This window comes from Taklimakanibacter deserti (assembly GCA_003574785.1).
In genome coordinates this window covers 81,521-96,213 of the sequence record QORU01000009.1, presented here as the reverse complement: position 1 = coordinate 96,213, position 14,693 = coordinate 81,521, and the positions used below count along the sequence as shown (strand labels likewise).

Annotated in this window: 16 protein-coding genes; 7 read left to right on the top strand and 9 right to left on the bottom strand. The window is 61.4% G+C overall.

What is annotated here, in order from left to right; translation table 11 throughout:
• Positions 1-69 precede the first annotated feature (69 nt).
• A complete protein-coding gene (locus tag DS839_RS19680; protein ID WP_162918675.1) occupies positions 70-768 on the top strand; it encodes a TetR/AcrR family transcriptional regulator in 699 nt (232 codons plus the stop codon).
• Here the strand turns inward: DS839_RS19680 and DS839_RS19675 are convergent.
• Complete coding sequence (locus DS839_RS19675; protein ID WP_119272173.1) at positions 760-1,746, bottom strand: MBL fold metallo-hydrolase; 987 nt, start codon at positions 1,744-1,746, stop codon at positions 760-762. The genes DS839_RS19680 and DS839_RS19675 overlap by 9 nt on opposite strands.
• A 16-nt stretch (positions 1,747-1,762) precedes the next feature.
• Positions 1,763-2,029, bottom strand: a complete 267-nt coding sequence (locus DS839_RS19670; RefSeq protein WP_119272172.1) for a DUF2277 domain-containing protein — start codon at positions 2,027-2,029, stop codon at positions 1,763-1,765.
• 84 nt (positions 2,030-2,113) lie between these two features.
• Here DS839_RS19670 and DS839_RS19665 point away from each other — a divergent pair, with 84 nt between their 5' ends.
• The 3 genes from DS839_RS19665 to DS839_RS19655 are packed head-to-tail and all read left to right on the top strand — an operon-like array spanning position 2,114 to position 3,610.
• The gene (locus DS839_RS19665; protein ID WP_119272171.1) at positions 2,114-2,803 is read left to right on the top strand and encodes an alpha/beta hydrolase family protein; all 690 of its coding nucleotides are present in this window, start codon (positions 2,114-2,116) and stop codon (positions 2,801-2,803) included.
• A complete protein-coding gene (locus DS839_RS19660) occupies positions 2,800-3,153 on the top strand; it encodes an MmcQ/YjbR family DNA-binding protein (protein WP_119272170.1) in 354 nt (117 codons plus the stop codon). Before DS839_RS19665 ends, DS839_RS19660 begins: the two co-directional genes overlap by 4 nt.
• Positions 3,154-3,211: 58 nt before the next feature.
• A complete protein-coding gene (locus DS839_RS19655; protein ID WP_119272169.1) occupies positions 3,212-3,610 on the top strand; it encodes a nuclear transport factor 2 family protein in 399 nt (132 codons plus the stop codon).
• A gap of 4 nt (positions 3,611-3,614) precedes the next feature.
• On the opposite strand, the gene DS839_RS19650 is transcribed toward DS839_RS19655, so the two are convergent.
• Entirely contained in the window at positions 3,615-4,469 is an 855-nt protein-coding gene (locus DS839_RS19650; protein ID WP_119272168.1) for a sugar phosphate isomerase/epimerase family protein, read from the bottom strand.
• 308 nt (positions 4,470-4,777) lie between these two features.
• Between DS839_RS19650 and DS839_RS19645 the strand changes: the two genes are divergently transcribed.
• Complete coding sequence (locus DS839_RS19645; protein WP_162918674.1) at positions 4,778-6,109, top strand: Swt1 family HEPN domain-containing protein; 1,332 nt, start codon at positions 4,778-4,780, stop codon at positions 6,107-6,109.
• Positions 6,110-6,111: 2 nt separating this feature from the next.
• On the opposite strand, the gene preA is transcribed toward DS839_RS19645, so the two are convergent.
• The 3 genes from preA to DS839_RS19630 form a co-directional block, all read right to left on the bottom strand.
• Entirely contained in the window at positions 6,112-7,422 is a 1,311-nt protein-coding gene (preA, locus tag DS839_RS19640; RefSeq protein ID WP_119272166.1) for an NAD-dependent dihydropyrimidine dehydrogenase subunit PreA, read from the bottom strand.
• 9 nt (positions 7,423-7,431) lie between these two features.
• Positions 7,432-8,763, bottom strand: coding sequence for an NAD(P)-dependent oxidoreductase (locus tag DS839_RS19635; protein WP_119272165.1), 1,332 nt, complete (start codon positions 8,761-8,763; stop codon positions 7,432-7,434).
• A gap of 103 nt (positions 8,764-8,866) precedes the next feature.
• Positions 8,867-9,766: a LysR family transcriptional regulator gene (locus tag DS839_RS19630; protein ID WP_162918673.1), complete on the bottom strand. Its 900-nt coding sequence runs from the start codon at positions 9,764-9,766 to the stop codon at positions 8,867-8,869.
• A 105-nt stretch (positions 9,767-9,871) separates the two neighbouring features.
• On the opposite strand from DS839_RS19630, the gene DS839_RS19625 reads away from it, so the two are divergent.
• Positions 9,872-10,804: a sulfotransferase domain-containing protein gene (locus DS839_RS19625; RefSeq protein ID WP_119272163.1), complete on the top strand. Its 933-nt coding sequence runs from the start codon at positions 9,872-9,874 to the stop codon at positions 10,802-10,804.
• A 143-nt stretch (positions 10,805-10,947) separates the two neighbouring features.
• Positions 10,948-11,883 (top strand): sulfotransferase domain-containing protein, encoded by a 936-nt coding sequence (locus tag DS839_RS19620; RefSeq protein ID WP_119272162.1) that lies wholly within the window; start codon positions 10,948-10,950, stop codon positions 11,881-11,883.
• A 5-nt stretch (positions 11,884-11,888) separates the two neighbouring features.
• Here DS839_RS19620 and DS839_RS19615 read toward each other — a convergent pair whose 3' ends face one another.
• From DS839_RS19615 to rplS, 3 genes are all read right to left on the bottom strand, one after another.
• Positions 11,889-13,178, bottom strand: coding sequence for an amidohydrolase family protein (locus DS839_RS19615; protein ID WP_119272161.1), 1,290 nt, complete (start codon positions 13,176-13,178; stop codon positions 11,889-11,891).
• A gap of 161 nt (positions 13,179-13,339) precedes the next feature.
• A complete protein-coding gene (locus DS839_RS19610; RefSeq protein WP_162918672.1) occupies positions 13,340-14,158 on the bottom strand; it encodes a class I SAM-dependent methyltransferase in 819 nt (272 codons plus the stop codon).
• A 75-nt stretch (positions 14,159-14,233) separates the two neighbouring features.
• Positions 14,234-14,662, bottom strand: a complete 429-nt coding sequence (gene rplS, locus DS839_RS19605) for a 50S ribosomal protein L19 (protein WP_119272159.1) — start codon at positions 14,660-14,662, stop codon at positions 14,234-14,236.
• Positions 14,663-14,693 lie beyond the last annotated feature (31 nt).

Sequence of the window (14,693 nt, the reverse complement as noted above, 5' to 3'; positions counted from 1 at the left end):
CGTCGCCTCCAATAAATGACTATGATATCATTTCCATTATTTTACAAATCATGTCAATATGCTGGGAAGATGATCAAACCGATACCGATGTCACCCGCCGCAGTGAGCGATCAGGATCTCGATTTTGCCGCGACCCTTCTCGCCCGGGCGGATGATCTCTCCTTGCGCAAGGTCGAGCGCACGGAGCTGCGTCTCCTGGCGAGCCTCGCCCGAGAGCTCTTGGCCGGCGTCGAAAGGGCCGGTCTCAAAGTGGCCGAGATCACGCGCAAGGCCGGCCTCGCCCATGGCACCTTCTATCGCTATTTCACCGACATCGAGGCCGCGACCGCCCGGCTGATCGAGGATTTTTCGGCTTTCGTGCATGAGAAGATCGCACGAGCCCGCCGCGGCGAGACGGGCTCGCGCGAACGTGTCAGAAGCGCCACTTTGCTCTATGCCCGGCTCTTCCGGCGCAATGCCGGGCTGATGCGCTGCCTTCTCGGCCTCAGCAATGATGGCCTGTCTTTCACGTCTTCCTATCAGCGCCTCAACCGCGACTGGTATGGCCGCGTGGCGACGGCTATCGCGCGGCAACGGGACGACGGGACATCGCCGCAGGACCTTTTGCCCGCTGCCTATGTGCTGGGCGGCATGATCGACGATTTCCTGAGGCAGATCTATTTGCGCCACGACCCGACGCTCGCTCATCTCGCCGATGACGAGGAGAAAATCGCCGACCTTCTCACCGATCTTTGGTGTTTCGGCGCCTATGGCAAGCCGTCAGAATGAAAACCGCTTGCCGACCGCGAGCGGCACGAGCGTCTTGTCGCCGAATTCATTGGCGAGCGCCGTGACGGCGCGCCATCCGGTGCAGTGGCCGGCGGCGATGACGGTGAGGCCGAAGTCGCGCAAGGCCGCGACCGTCTCGGGGATGATCCGCTCATTGGCGCCGGAGAGATGGAGCCCGCCCGCCACCGCATAGAGCGGCACGTCGGGAAACGAGGCCTTGGCCTGCTTCAGCACATTGACGACGCCCGCATGCGAGCAGGCGGTGAACACGATGAGCCCCTTGCCCGCGACATTCACCGCGACGAAGCGCTCGTCCATGATGAGCTCATCGAGCTCCCAGCCCTTGCCGTCGAGCGTGCGCCTGTGCTGGCCCGGAAACCCGCGCTCGAAGGGCGTGACCCGCGCGATCTCGCCGCTCACATAGGCCATGCCGCCGAACAGCGATTGCGCCTCGGTGGTATTGACGACCTTGGCGCCATAGGCGGTCAACGCCTCTATGCTGGGCACGTCTTCCAGCATCAGCATCGACCCATTGGGCATCTTCAGTGCCCGGCTACGGAACATTTCGGGATGAGCGTAATAGGGAATTTCCCTGCCGCCATTGCGGTCGCGGATGATCTGGAGTGCCCTGAGCATGGCGCCGCCATGGTCGAAATGACCATGTGACAGCACGATCGCCTCGACCGTGCTCAGATCGGCGCCGAGGCGCGAGACATTCTGCTCGAAGGTGCGGTCCTCGGGCCCGGTATCGAAGAGGAGCGTCTTCGCCACATCGCCGTGCCGGACGGTGACGAGGCAGGAAAGGCCATGCGCGGCGCAGCACAGGCAGCTGCCGGCGAGCACCCAATGGCCGTGGCGCCGCCGCCCGAGGCCCGCGAGCTCCGTCTCGACGAAGGACGGCACGGAAGACAGGCTGTCGGTGACATTGTCGACAAGGACATGGATCTCGGCGCTGTCGACTTCATGGAGCGCTGTCATCGCTGGGTCCTCCGGTTCAGGCGAAGCGGGCTTTCGACCTCTCGCGCGCCTTGATGGCCTCAATCTCGCGGTTGCGTGGCGGCGCCTGGGTCTCGAGCGCGAAAATGAGCTTGCGCGCCGCCGCCGTCACGTCCTTGACGGCGCGATCGAAGGCCGCTTCATTGGCTTTCGACGGCTTGTTGAAGCCCGAAAGCTTGCGCACGAATTGCAGCGCCGAGGCGTGGATCTCGTCCTCGCTCGCCGGCGGCTCGAAATTGAACAGAGTGCGGATGTTCCGGCACATCGTGACCTCCTCTTGATTGACTTCTTATGATAGAGCAGTGAGGCGAAAATGGGAGCCCCCTCCCCGCCAATCGGGAACACTGCGATGCCGCAACGCGATTCTGAGCCCGTCACCATCGAGATTTCAGGCGAGGCCCGTGTCTCCGGCCTGTTGCAGAGGCCACCCAAGGCGAAAGCGCTCTATGTGCTGGCGCATGGCGCCGGCGCCGGCATGACGCATCCATCCCTGACGTCCATCGCCAATGGCCTGGTCGAGCGCGGCATCGCCGTATTGCGCTATCAGTTCCTCTATATGGATAAGAAGACGAAGCGGCCCGATCCGCCGAAGCTCGCGCAAGCGACGGTGCGCGCCGCGGTCGCCGAGGCGCGTCGGCTTCTGCCGAAACTCCCGCTCTTCGCCGGCGGCAAATCTTTCGGCGGGCGCATGACCTCGGGCGCGCAGGCCGCCGAGCCCTTGGCAGGCGTGTTGGGCCTCGTCTTCCTGGGCTTCCCGCTGCATCCCGCCGGCAAGCCTGGACGTGAGCGCGCCGATCATCTGGCACAAGTGCATATACCGATGCTGTTCCTCTCGGGTACGCGCGATGCGCTGGCCGAACTCGATCATCTCGAACCGGTGATCAAGGGCTTAGGCGAGCGCGCGACGCTGAAGCTCTTCGATCAGGCCGATCACTCTTTCCACGTGCCGGCCAAGAGCGGCCGCAAGGATTCGGATGTGCTGAAGGAGATCCTGGACGATTTCGCGAACTGGGTGGACAAGGTGATCGCCGCATCATGACCTATGACGATGTGCGCAAGATGGCGCTTGCCTGGCCGGGCGTCGAAGAGGCGACCTCCTATGGAACGCCGGCACTCAAGGTCAAAGGCAAGTTCCTGACCCGGCTCCGGGAGGATGGCGACAGCCTGGTGATCAAGGATGTCGATCTCGACGAGCGCGACATGCTGATGGAAGCAGCGCCCGAAGTCTTCTACATCACCGATCACTACAAAAGCTGGCCGATGGTGCTGGTGCGCCTGTCCAAGGCGCATCCGCGGCAGGTGAAACCACTGCTGCTCCGATCCTGGAAGGCGACCGCGCCCAAGAAATTGGCGAAGGCCTTCGCTGCGGACACCACGCGACAAGCTTGAAACCCGCCAGCTGGCGCTCCCGTAAGGTTCTGTTGAGAGCAAACGAAGGAGCATCGTCATGACTCCCGTCGAGCAGGTCCGCCGGATCTATGCCGCCTTTCTGCATGGTGACGTCCAGTCGATACTGGCCGCCTTGGCCGAGGATGTGGTGTGGGAATATGGCGTCGCCACAAGCCCGGTGCCGTGGCTCGAGCGGCGCGACGGCCGCGCCGCGGTCGCCGGCTTCTTCAAGGCGCTCGAGCTTGTCGACATCGTCCGCTTCGAGCCGAGCGCGCTTCTCGCCGATGATGATCTGGTGGTCACGTTGTTCGACGTCGAGCTCGTCGTGAAGGCGACCGGCAAGCGCGTGGTCGAGCTCGACGAAGTTCACATCTGGCGGTTCAACGATGACGGGCTGGTGAAGCGTTTCCGCCATCAGGTCGACAGCTGGTCCCTGGCACAGGCGCTCATCGCCTGACGTTTCAGGGCGCGTGCACTTGGGCTTTCTTGAGCAGCGCCAGGGCCGCGTCATGGGCCTCCTTGACCCAGGCGGCCATGGCCTTGGGATCGGGCGGGAATTCGAGCTCGATCGAGGCAGCGCCTTGGAATCCCGTCTCGCTGATGGCTTCGAGATAGTCGCTGAACGGCGTGTTGCCGCGTCCGGGCGGCATGTCGCCGTGATGGATGCCGTCGCAATCCGACATATGGACATGGGCGATGCGGCCCTTGAGCCTTTTGGCCACATGCTCAGGGCTGATGCGCATCAGCCAGAAATGCGAGATATCGACCGTCGCCTTGACATTGGCAAGCGCCACTTCGTCGAGGAAGCGCTCCATCGTGTCGAGCGAGTTGATGAAGGCGAATTCGAAGGGCAGAAGCTCGATGGCGAGCTCGCGATGCCGCCCCGCCGCGTGCTTGCCCACTTGCCGCGTCGCATCGACCACTTTGTCCCACTCGCCCTTGGCTGGAATGAGCTTCTTCTGGAACATGTATTCGCCCGGCACGAAGCAGAGATTGCGGGTGGTCGGGAAATCGGCGGCGAGATCGACGACATTCTTCGCCCGCTCGATATGATAGTCGCGGATCGCCGGGTTGAAGTCGCTCAAGCCGAGACAAGTGCAGACCAGCGAGACGACCGGCAGCCCGGCCGACAGGTTCTCGTCGATATAAGCCTGACGCTCGGCCTTGCTCAGCTTGCCGGGATCGAAGCCGACAAAGAGATCGAGGCTTTCGAAGCCGATGCGCTTCGCCTCCTCGCGCCCGCGCTTGCCTTCATAATCCGTGCCGAACCAGGCCGAATCGATCAGGCCGAGTGTCCAATTGCCGTTCTTCTGCATGTGGCGCCTTTCGGCGTTATCTTCACCGACTTCGTGCGAGATGCCAACCCCTTATGAGGAATAACTTTTTGCACAAACAGAGACCAGCCATTTGCGATGGTTGAAGCGCGGCGTAAAGGTTCAATCGGAGGCCCCAGAATACCCATCGATTTGGGTAGGACGATTTTCTTGGACAAGCGACGGGGGAGCCCTTCTGATTTGGGTTTGAGCCGACGCTAGAGGACTACGCTGATTGCGTCTGATCTATGCATAGCCGACTCACGCATCGATTGTGTTATTTGGTAGACTTGGCAACATGGAGCGGCCTCTTGAGCGACCAAAAGAAACCAGTATTGCCACCAGATGTTTCCAAAAAACTCGGGGTTGATATCCGACGCGCTTTGGAGAGCACCCCAAGCTTTAACATTGTGAAGGCGCTCGAAAGCAGTCCCTTATTTCAAGCCAACAAACATCTCGAAGAGTTTAGACGTTTGGAAGCAACAATTACTAGCCTCCAATCTAAAATGCCCGAGAGCTTTAAGTCTATCGAACTCGTTCAGAAGGCGCTCGAAAACGGTCCCTTGTTTCAAGCCAACAAATATCTCGAAGAGTTTACACGTTTGGAAGCAACGATTGCCGGCCTCCAATCTAAAATACCCGAGAGCTTTAAGACTATCGAGCTAGTGCAGAAAGCGCTCAAGCTGCAGGGAATTTCAACTCAATTGCTTGAGTCTCAAAATCAGATTGATAGCATCGCGCGGTCATTGGAAGTAGCCATCGCCCCAAAGGCAGGAGCAATATCCGCACTCAGCAAGTCACTAGCAGATATTGTTGGTAACAATAGCCCGCTCTTTTCATCGAAATTGGACTGGCAAGAGTCTTTAGCCGCCCGAATGTCGTCGTTAAGAATCGATTGGGCTTTCGCAGACCGCTTCGATCAATCCATTCTTGGATTTACACGCATGGCTCGTCTCAGCGACGCTGTTCATGTTGATGCGCCATTCGCCGAGGGAACTGGCGAACTAGTTGCACTGGAATTGGGCGCAGCGATCGAGGTTGAGGCGGACGATCCTGCGGCGCGAGAGAAAGCGGCGATTGACGGAGGCTTCAATCCTGAACTAATCGCCTTTCCGACAGCCGCTTACAGTAACGTTGTAGTTGCTGCGGGTTTCGAATTTAAGTTCACAAGCGCCCCCATACCAAAGCCTCTGCACCAAAATACTGGAGATGTTTGGTATGATCCGACTCACAACACTATACTTTTCGAGCTGGAGCAGCACCTAAGGCAGTTCGTGGAGAACGGCCTTCGAGCTCTTGCGGGTGAGAAATGGATTAAGCAGAGGGTATCCCAAACCGTGAGAGAACGATGGCAGAATCGACAGTCAGAGGAAAGAGACGCTCGTCGCCCCGTTTACCCCCTAGTACAGTATTCTGATTTTATGGACTTGGCCGACGTAATTGGCCAGGCAAATAATTGGCGCGATACATTTGCGCTGGTAATTGGCAACCGAGAGGACTTCATACTTTCTCTGCGCCGACTTCACCCAATCCGAAACGCGATTGCGCATCATCGTCCGATTGGCAGATCGGACATTCTCACGCTCGTTTGTGAAGCCACTAGGATATTTAGCGCGCTAAAGATCCCGCACATGTTAGGTTAGTATCACTCCGCCGCGATCTTGGACGCCGGATTATTCGGATGCGTGGTCCAGTTGGCGTAGCGCTTGTCGATCTTCTTGCCGGTGCGCGGATCGACGCCGTCGGTCAATCGCACCATGGTGATGCAGCTCTCGACCGGGCAGACCTCGATGCACAGATTGCAGGCGACGCATTCCTCGTCGATCACCTCGAAATGGCGTTTTCCGTTCTTCGGCTTGTTGGAGATCGCCTGGTGCGATGTGTCCTCGCAGGCCGCGTAGCAGCGCCCGCATTGGATGCATTTGTCCTGATCGATACGCGCCTTGGTGACGTAATTGAGGTTGAGATACTGCCAGTCGGTGACATTGGGCACCGCCTTGCCGACGAGCTCGTCGAGCCGCTTGTAGCCGTGCTCGTCCATCCAGTTCTCGAGGCCCGAAATCATCTCCTGCACCACCTTGAAGCCATAGGTCATGGCCGCGGTGCAGACTTGCGCCGTGCCGGCGCCGAGCACGATGAATTCGAGCGCGTCGCGCCAGTTGGTGATGCCGCCGATGCCCGAGATTGGCATGCCCTTCGTCTCGGCATCGCGTGCGATCTCCGACACCATGGAAAGCGCGATCGGCTTCACCGCCGGGCCGCAATAGCCGCCATGCGTGCCCTTGCCGTCGATGGTGGGCTCTGGCGCGAAATTGTCGAGATCGATGCCCATGATCGAATTGATCGTGTTGATGAGCGACACGGCATCGGCACCGCCTTGCTTGGCGGCCCGCGCGGGCTTCCGGATGTCGGTGATGTTGGGCGTGAGCTTCACGATCACCGGCATGCGCGTATTGGCCTTGCACCAGCGCGCCACCATCTCGATATATTCCGGCACCTGGCCCACCGCCGAGCCCATGCCGCGCTCCGACATGCCATGCGGGCAGCCGAAATTGAGCTCGACACCGTCGCAGTCGGTTTCCTCGACGCGCTTCAGGATCTCCGCCCAATTGCGCTCCTCGCACGGCACCATCAGCGAGACGACCATGGCGCGGTCCGGCCAGTCGCGCTTGACGCGCTTGATCTCGTCGAGATTGGTCTGCAATGGCCGGTCGGTGATGAGCTCGATATTGTTGAGGCCCAAGAGCCGCCGGTCGCCCGAATGGATGGCGCCATAGCGCGGCCCGTTCACATTGACGATATGCGGGTCCTCGCCCAGCGTCTTCCACACGACGCCGCCCCAGCCCGCCTTGAAGGCGCGGACCACATTGTATTCCTTGTCGGTCGGCGGCGCCGAAGCGAGCCAGAAGGGGTTCGGCGACTTGATGCCGACGAAATTGCTGCGAAGGTCTGCCATGGGGTTCTCCTAGGCTGACAGAAAACTATTGATCGCTTCGGCGGCGCGGCGGCCGTCATCGACGGCGGCGACCGTCAGATCCTGGCCGCCCGCGGCGCAGTCGCCGCCAGCCCAGACATCGGGCAGGCTGGTGCGGCGGGAAGCGTCGACCTTGATGCGCCCGCCGTCAAGCACGATCGCGTCCTTCATCGGCTCCGGTACGAAACTCTGGCCGATGGCCTTGAAGATCATGTCGGCCTTGAGCTTGAAGGTCTCGCCCGTACCTTGGAGCTTGCCTTTCTTCTCGACCGTATATTCGCATTCGAGCCCGATCGCCTTGCCGTCCCAGGCGAGGACCTTCTTCGGCATGACCCAATGCTTGATCTTGACGCCCTTGGTCTGCGCCAGCTCCTGCTCGAAGTCAGACGCCTTCATCTGGTCGGCGCCGCGGCGATAGAGGATGGTGACCTCCTCGGCGCCCAAAAGCTTCGACTGCACCGCGATGTCGATGGCGGTCATGCCGCCGCCGATCACCAGCACATGGCGTCCGACCGGAAGCTTGCCCAAATCCTTCGCCTGGCGGAGCTCCGCGATGTAATCGACAGCATCCTCGACGCCGTCCGAATCCTCGTGTCGGCTGTTCAGCGCATTGACGCCCTGCAATCCCATGCCGAGGAAGACCGCGTCATAGTCCTGGCGCAGGCGTTCGAGGGTGATCTGCTTGCCGAGCGCCTTGCCATGCTCGATGGCGATGCCGCCGACGCCCAGGATGAAATCGACCTCGGCCTGGGCGAAGCCGTCCACCGTCTTATAGGCGGCGATGCCATATTCGTTGAGTCCGCCCGATTTCTTGCGCGCCTCGAAGATGGTCACGTCGTGACCATGAAGAGCGAGGCGATGAGCACAGGCGAGGCCCGCAGGCCCCGCCCCGACGATAGCCACTTTCTTCCCGGTCGCGGCCGCTCGTTGGAAGGGTTGCTTGCCCGACCGCATCAGCGTGTCGGTGGCATAGCGTTGCAGAAGCCCGATCTTGACCGGCTTGCCTTCGGCCGTCTCGCGCACGCAGGCTTCTTCGCATAATGTCTCGGTGGGACAGACGCGGGCGCACATGCCGCCCAATATGTTCTGCTCGAAGATCGTCTCGGCGGCCCCTTGCGGATTGCCGGCGCCGATCTGGCGGATGAAAAGGGGAATATCGATCGAGGTCGGACAGGCCTCTTGGCAGGGCGCCTCATAGCAGAAATAGCAGCGGTCGCTTTCGACCAGCGCCTCATGCGCGCTCAAGGGCGGATGCAGATCGGCGAAATTCTTCGCATAGGCGTCCTTGGACAGACGGCGTCCCGCAATATCGGGGTGGCCCATGGCAGTCTCCTCGCATACCGGTCTTGTTATGTCCGCCGGATGCTGCGGATAATGGGTTAATTTTGTCTTTTGGTCAAATTATTTATCAAAAGGTCAAAAATACTTACTTCCGCTCGCCTCTGAGCAGGCTGCGCTGCGCTCGCAGTCGTACCGCCGCAAATTCCGCGAACCGCCGCGCCTCCGGCATGCGCTGCACTTCCGGCGTCATCAGCAGCCACCATATACCCGTCAGTTCCTCCCGCGGCTCGAAGCAGCGCAGGAGCCCGGCATTGTCACCCTCGATGCAGGGCAGAAGCCCGACGCCAAACGACGCTTTGAGCAGCCCGAGCATGTTCAGCACCGTGTTGCTGCGGGCCACGATGCGCGAAGGATCGGCCTGCGTCACGAGCCAGCGCCCGCGCGGCGTTTGTCCCAATGCCTTCTCATAGACGATCACCGAATGCCCGCGAATCTCATCAGGGCTGGCCGGCATTCCGTGCTTGGCGGCATAGTCGGCGCTGCAATAGAGCGTCCAGCCGAAATCGGGCAGCCGCTGGCCGATCAGGCTTTCGCTGATCGGGCTCTCGGTGGCGCGGAAGGCGATATCCGCTTCGCCCTTCTCGAGATCGCAATGGGCCTCGCTCGACACCTGCTCGATCTGCACCTGGGGATGCTCCTGGCGATAGGCGGCGACGATCGGCGCCAGAAGATGGGTGAACATGGTCTCGGGCGCGGTGACGCGGATCAGGCCGGAGACCAGCCGGCGCAGCCGCTCCGCCTCGCATTCGAATTCCAGTGCCGCCGTCTCCATCCGCGCCGCTGCCGCTTCCAGGGCGCGGCCATGCTCGGTCAGGGCATAACCGGTGCTGCGCCGGGCAAAGAGGGCAAGGCCCAGCTGATGCTCCAGCAGCTGAATGCGCCGGCTGACCGTGGTCTGGTTGAGCCCCAGGCCGCGGGCGGCGCCGAGCGTCGAGCCGGCACGGACCACGGCCAGGAAGATTCGCAGATCGCTCCATTCGTACATGGAGCTGATTCTGCAACAATGCAGAACCATTCTTCAAGGCCGTATATACCCTAACGTCATATTTTCTGCGACATGGTCGCCCCTCGATTGTCCCAGGAGGAAGCCATGACCACCGCACCTGCTTCGGCCCATCCGGTGAAAACCCGGGAAATGCACAGCCACCATTTCGACTCGACCATCTGGAACGACTTCAACTTCCGGGACGACGACATCGTCATCTCGACCTATGCCAAGTCCGGCACCACCTGGGTGCAGCAGATCGTGAGCCAGCTCATCTTCAACGGCGCGCCTGGCTTGCCGGTCGCCGAGATGTCGCCCTGGCTCGATTTGCGCGTGCCGCCCAAGGCCGAGAAGCTCGCGGCGGTCGAGACGCAGGCGCATCGGCGCTTCATCAAGACCCATCTGCCTGTCGATGCTTTGGTTTTCTCGCCCCGCGCCAAATACATCTATATCGGCCGCGACGGGCGCGACGTCGTGTGGAGCATGTACAACCACCACGCCAATGCCAACGCCCTCTTCTATGAGGTGCTGAATGAGACGCCGGGCCTCGTCGGCGAACCCATCGCGCCGCCGCCCGCATCTGTCCGCGACTACTATCACGATTGGCTCGACCGCGATGGCCATCCCTTCTGGCCGTTCTGGGAGAATGTTCGCTCATGGTGGGCGATCCGCGATCTGCCGAACGTCTACCTCACGCATTTTCAGACGCTGAAAGACGACATGCCGGGCCAGATCCGCCGCATTGCCGACTTCCTCGGCATCACCATCGACGCGGCGAAATGGGATGCCATCCTGCGCCATTGCAGCTTCGACTATATGAAGGCCCATGCCACGGCGAGCGTGCCGCTCGGCGGGGCATTGTGGGAGGGCGGTGCCCAGACCTTCGTGCACAAGGGCACGAACGGACGCTGGCGTGACGTTTTGACAGTGGCGGAAAGCGCCAAATACGAGCGCCTCGCCCTCAAAGAGCTCGGGCATGACTGCGCCCGCTGGCTCGCCTCAGGTGATCTCTGCGACGGCCTCGGCAAAGCCGCTTGATCCAGCGCGCGAGAGCATCCAGGGGGTGCGCGTTCTCTAGCTCCACGTTTCAAATGTAACCGAATTCGCGCCCCCTGAAATCATTCCGCAACCGGGCCGCGCGACCTTGCTCGAGCAGAGATGCAGGGCAGAAAGGTCACGCCATGCGAGAGGTCAGCCGCTCCACGGCCCATCCGGTGAAGCGCCGGGAGATGCACAACCATCATTTCGACTCGACCATCTGGAACGACTTCAAGTTTCGCGATGACGACATCGTCATTGCCACCTATGCCAAGTCGGGCACCACCTGGGTGCAGCAGATCGTAAGCCAGCTCATCTTCGGAGGCACGGAAGGCCTCAAGGTGGCCGAGATGTCGCCCTGGCTCGACCTCAGGGTGCCGCCCAAGGCGGAGAAGCTCAAGGCGGTCGAAGCGCAGACCCATCGGCGCTTCGTCAAGACCCATCTGCCGGTCGATGCTTTGGTCTTCTCGCCCCGCGCCAAATACATCTATATCGGCCGCGACGGGCGCGACGTCGTGTGGAGCATGTACAACCACCACGCCAATGCCAACGCCCTCTGGTATGAGGCGCTGAATGAGACGCCCGGCCTCGTCGGCGAGCCTATCGCGAAGCCGCCCTCATCGATCCGCGACTACTATCACGACTGGCTCGACCGCGATGGCCATCCTTTCTGGCCGTTCTGGGAGAATGTTCGCTCATGGTGGGCGATCCGCGACCTGCCGAACGTATATATGGCGCATTTTCAGACGCTGAAAGACGACATGCCGGGCCAGATCCGCCGCCTTGCCGACTTCCTCGGCATCACCATCGATGCGGCGAAATGGGAGGCGATCCTGCGCCATTGCAGCTTCGAGTATATGAAGGCCCATGCCACGGCGAGCGTGCCGCTCGGCGGCGCGTTCTGGGAAGGCGGGGCCAAGACCTTCGTGCACAAGGGCACGAACGGACGTTGGCGTGACGTGCTGACGGTGGCGGAAAGCACCAAATACGAGCGCCTCGCTTTCAGGGAGCTCGGACCCGACTGCGCCCGCTGGCTCGCTTCAGGTGATCTCGCCGACGGCTTCGGCAAGGTAGCCTGACATCATCAGATTTTCGGCGCGTAGTCGGCCGTATTCACCGTCTTAGGCCGGTCCTCGAGATGGAGCCGCGTCACCCGTTCCGGCGTCTCGGCGATGACCTCGCCGCGCCGTACGACATAGAGCCGCGCCGGCTTGAGCCTGATCGCCTCGACCGGGTCCTTGGCCTGCAGCACCACGAAATCGGCATGGCAGCCTTTTTCCAGCCCGTAGCCTTCGAGCTGCATGGCTTTCGCCGGATTGACGGTGACCGCATCGAAGCACCAGCGCATCGCCTCGCGGCTCGTCATCTGCGCCACATGCACGCCCATGTTGGCGACCTCCAGCATGTCGCCCTGGCCCAGCGAATACCAGGGATCGAGCACGCAATCATGGCCGAAGGAGACATTGATCCCTTGAGCGCGCAATTCCGGCACGCGCGTCATGCCGCGGCGCTTGGGGTAGGTGTCATGCCGGCCCTGGATCGTGATGTTGATCAAGGGATTGGGCGTCGCATGGAGGCCCGCTTCCGCCATCAGCGGCAAGAGCTTCGAGACATAATAATTGTCCATGGAGTGCATCGAAGTGAGATGCGAGCCGACCACGCGGCCGTTCAATCCGAGCCGCTGGGTTTCACTGGCCAGCGTCTCGACATGGCGCGACAAGGGATCGTCGGTCTCGTCGCAATGCATGTCGACCATGAGGCCGCGCTTGGCGGCGATCTCGCACAAGGCCTTCACGCTCGCCGCACCCTCCTCCATCGTGCGCTCGAAATGCGGGATGCCGCCCACCACATCGACGCCGAGGACGAGAGCGCGCTTCAGGTTCTTGGCGGCGCTGGCCGAACGGAAATAGCCGTCCTGCGGGAAAGCGACGATCTGCAGATCGATATAGGGCTTAACCTTCTGGCGCACCTCGAGCAGGGCCTCGACGCAGAGCAGACGGTCGTCGCACACATCGACATGGGTGCGGATGGCGAGCAGGCCTTGTGACACCGCGAGATCGCAATAGCGCAAGGCGCGCTCGATGACGGCCGCATGGGTGAGGCGCGGCTTGAGCTCGCCCCACAGCGCGATGCCTTCCAGGAGCGTGCCCGTTACGTTCATGCGCGGCTGGCCGAGCGACAGGGTCGCATCCATGTGGAAATGCGCATCGACGAAGGGCGGCGAGACGAGATAGCCCTTGGCGTCGATCTCACGCGCCCCTGCGATCTGAGGCACGGTGCCGATCTCGGCGATGCGCCCCTTGCGGGCGAGGATGCTCACCCGCGTGCGCCCATCCGGCAAAGTCGCATTTCTGACGATCAGATCGCTGGTCATGTTTCCCACCCCACCCTGAAGGGCCATGTGAGCAGGAAATTTTTGTGGCGTCTAGCGCGCGTCCCGGCGAAGTGGAATCACTTCGCCGAAAAGGATTCGCGCCAAATCAATATCTCTGAGCAAATCCTTATCGCCAAAGTCTTCAACTTTGGCGGGATTTGCTACATGCGCCGCGCCGCAAGCGAGAAGGCGAGCGGCAGTTGCACATGATCGGGAGGCAGGCGGTAGAGCCCGTCTTCCGAGACCGTCATATTGGGGAAGAGCGGCCAGGTGAGCGCTGCATGCTCGTTGAGCCAGAAGAGCGCCAACCCCGCAGCGATGAGGCCGTTGACGATGTCCGACAAGGGATGCTGCCAGGAATAGGTCGTCTTGTTGTCGAGCACATCGGCCGCACCCGTATAGGTGTTCGCCGTCTCTTCGATGATCGGCCGATCCCTTGGCGTGCGCCAGTCGAAGCGGGGTGCAATGCGGCCATCGATCCAGTCGAAGCTCAGGATCGTCGGATGGCTTTCGGCCAGATAGAGCCGGCCGCCGGGCTTGAGCAGCGAGGCCACGACCTTCGCCCATTGCGCGATATCGGGCAGCCAGTTGATGGCGCCCCAGGTCACATAGACCATGTCGAAGTCGCCGGTGAGAAGACCGCGCGCATCATAGACATTGCCCTCGACGAACCGGGCATCGACGCCGAGCTGCCCGGCAAGAGCGCGCGCTTCCGCAACCGCCGCCGATGAGAAATCGAGGCCGACGACGGACGCTCCCCGCCTTGCGAGGCAGATCGAGTCCAGGCCGAAATGGCATTGCAGATGGGCGACGCGCAAACCCCGCACATCGCCGATCTCGGCCGCTTCGATGGCATTGAGCTTGTCATGGCCGTCGAGAACCTTCTGGACGTCATAGAATTTCGTCGCGTCGCGGCGATGGATCGCCACGCGCTCGTCCCAGCTCTTGCGGTTGGTGTCGAAATAGATCTGCTTGTCCATCGCCTGCATCCTCGCAAAAATGAAACGGGCCAGCTCGATGAGCCGGCCCGCACCAAATCAGAGCTGAAAAGAGAATTATGCTTTGTCGGCTTCGCTCGCCTCGGTGACCGGAACGGCATCCGTTTCCGCCGCAGTCCCCATGAGCGAACGCTGCTTCTCGGCGATGCGCGCCGATTTGCCGGTGCGTCCGCGCAGGTAATAGAGCTTGGCGCGGCGCACATCGCCTTTGCGCACCACCTTGATCGAGTCGATCAGCGGCGAATAGACCGGGAAGACGCGCTCCACGCCTTCGCCATAGGAGATCTTGCGAACGGTGAAGTTCTCGTTGAGGCCGCCGCCCGAACGCGCGATCACCACGCCTTCATAGGCCTGCACGCGGCTGCGGTCGCCTTCGACGACCTTCACATTGACGATGACCGTGTCGCCGGGGGCGAAATCGGGAACGGCGCGCTTGGCGGCCACCGCCGATGCCTGCTCTTTTTCGAGCTGCTCGATGATATTCATGGGCGTAAATCCTTTTGGAGTTGGCGGCTCT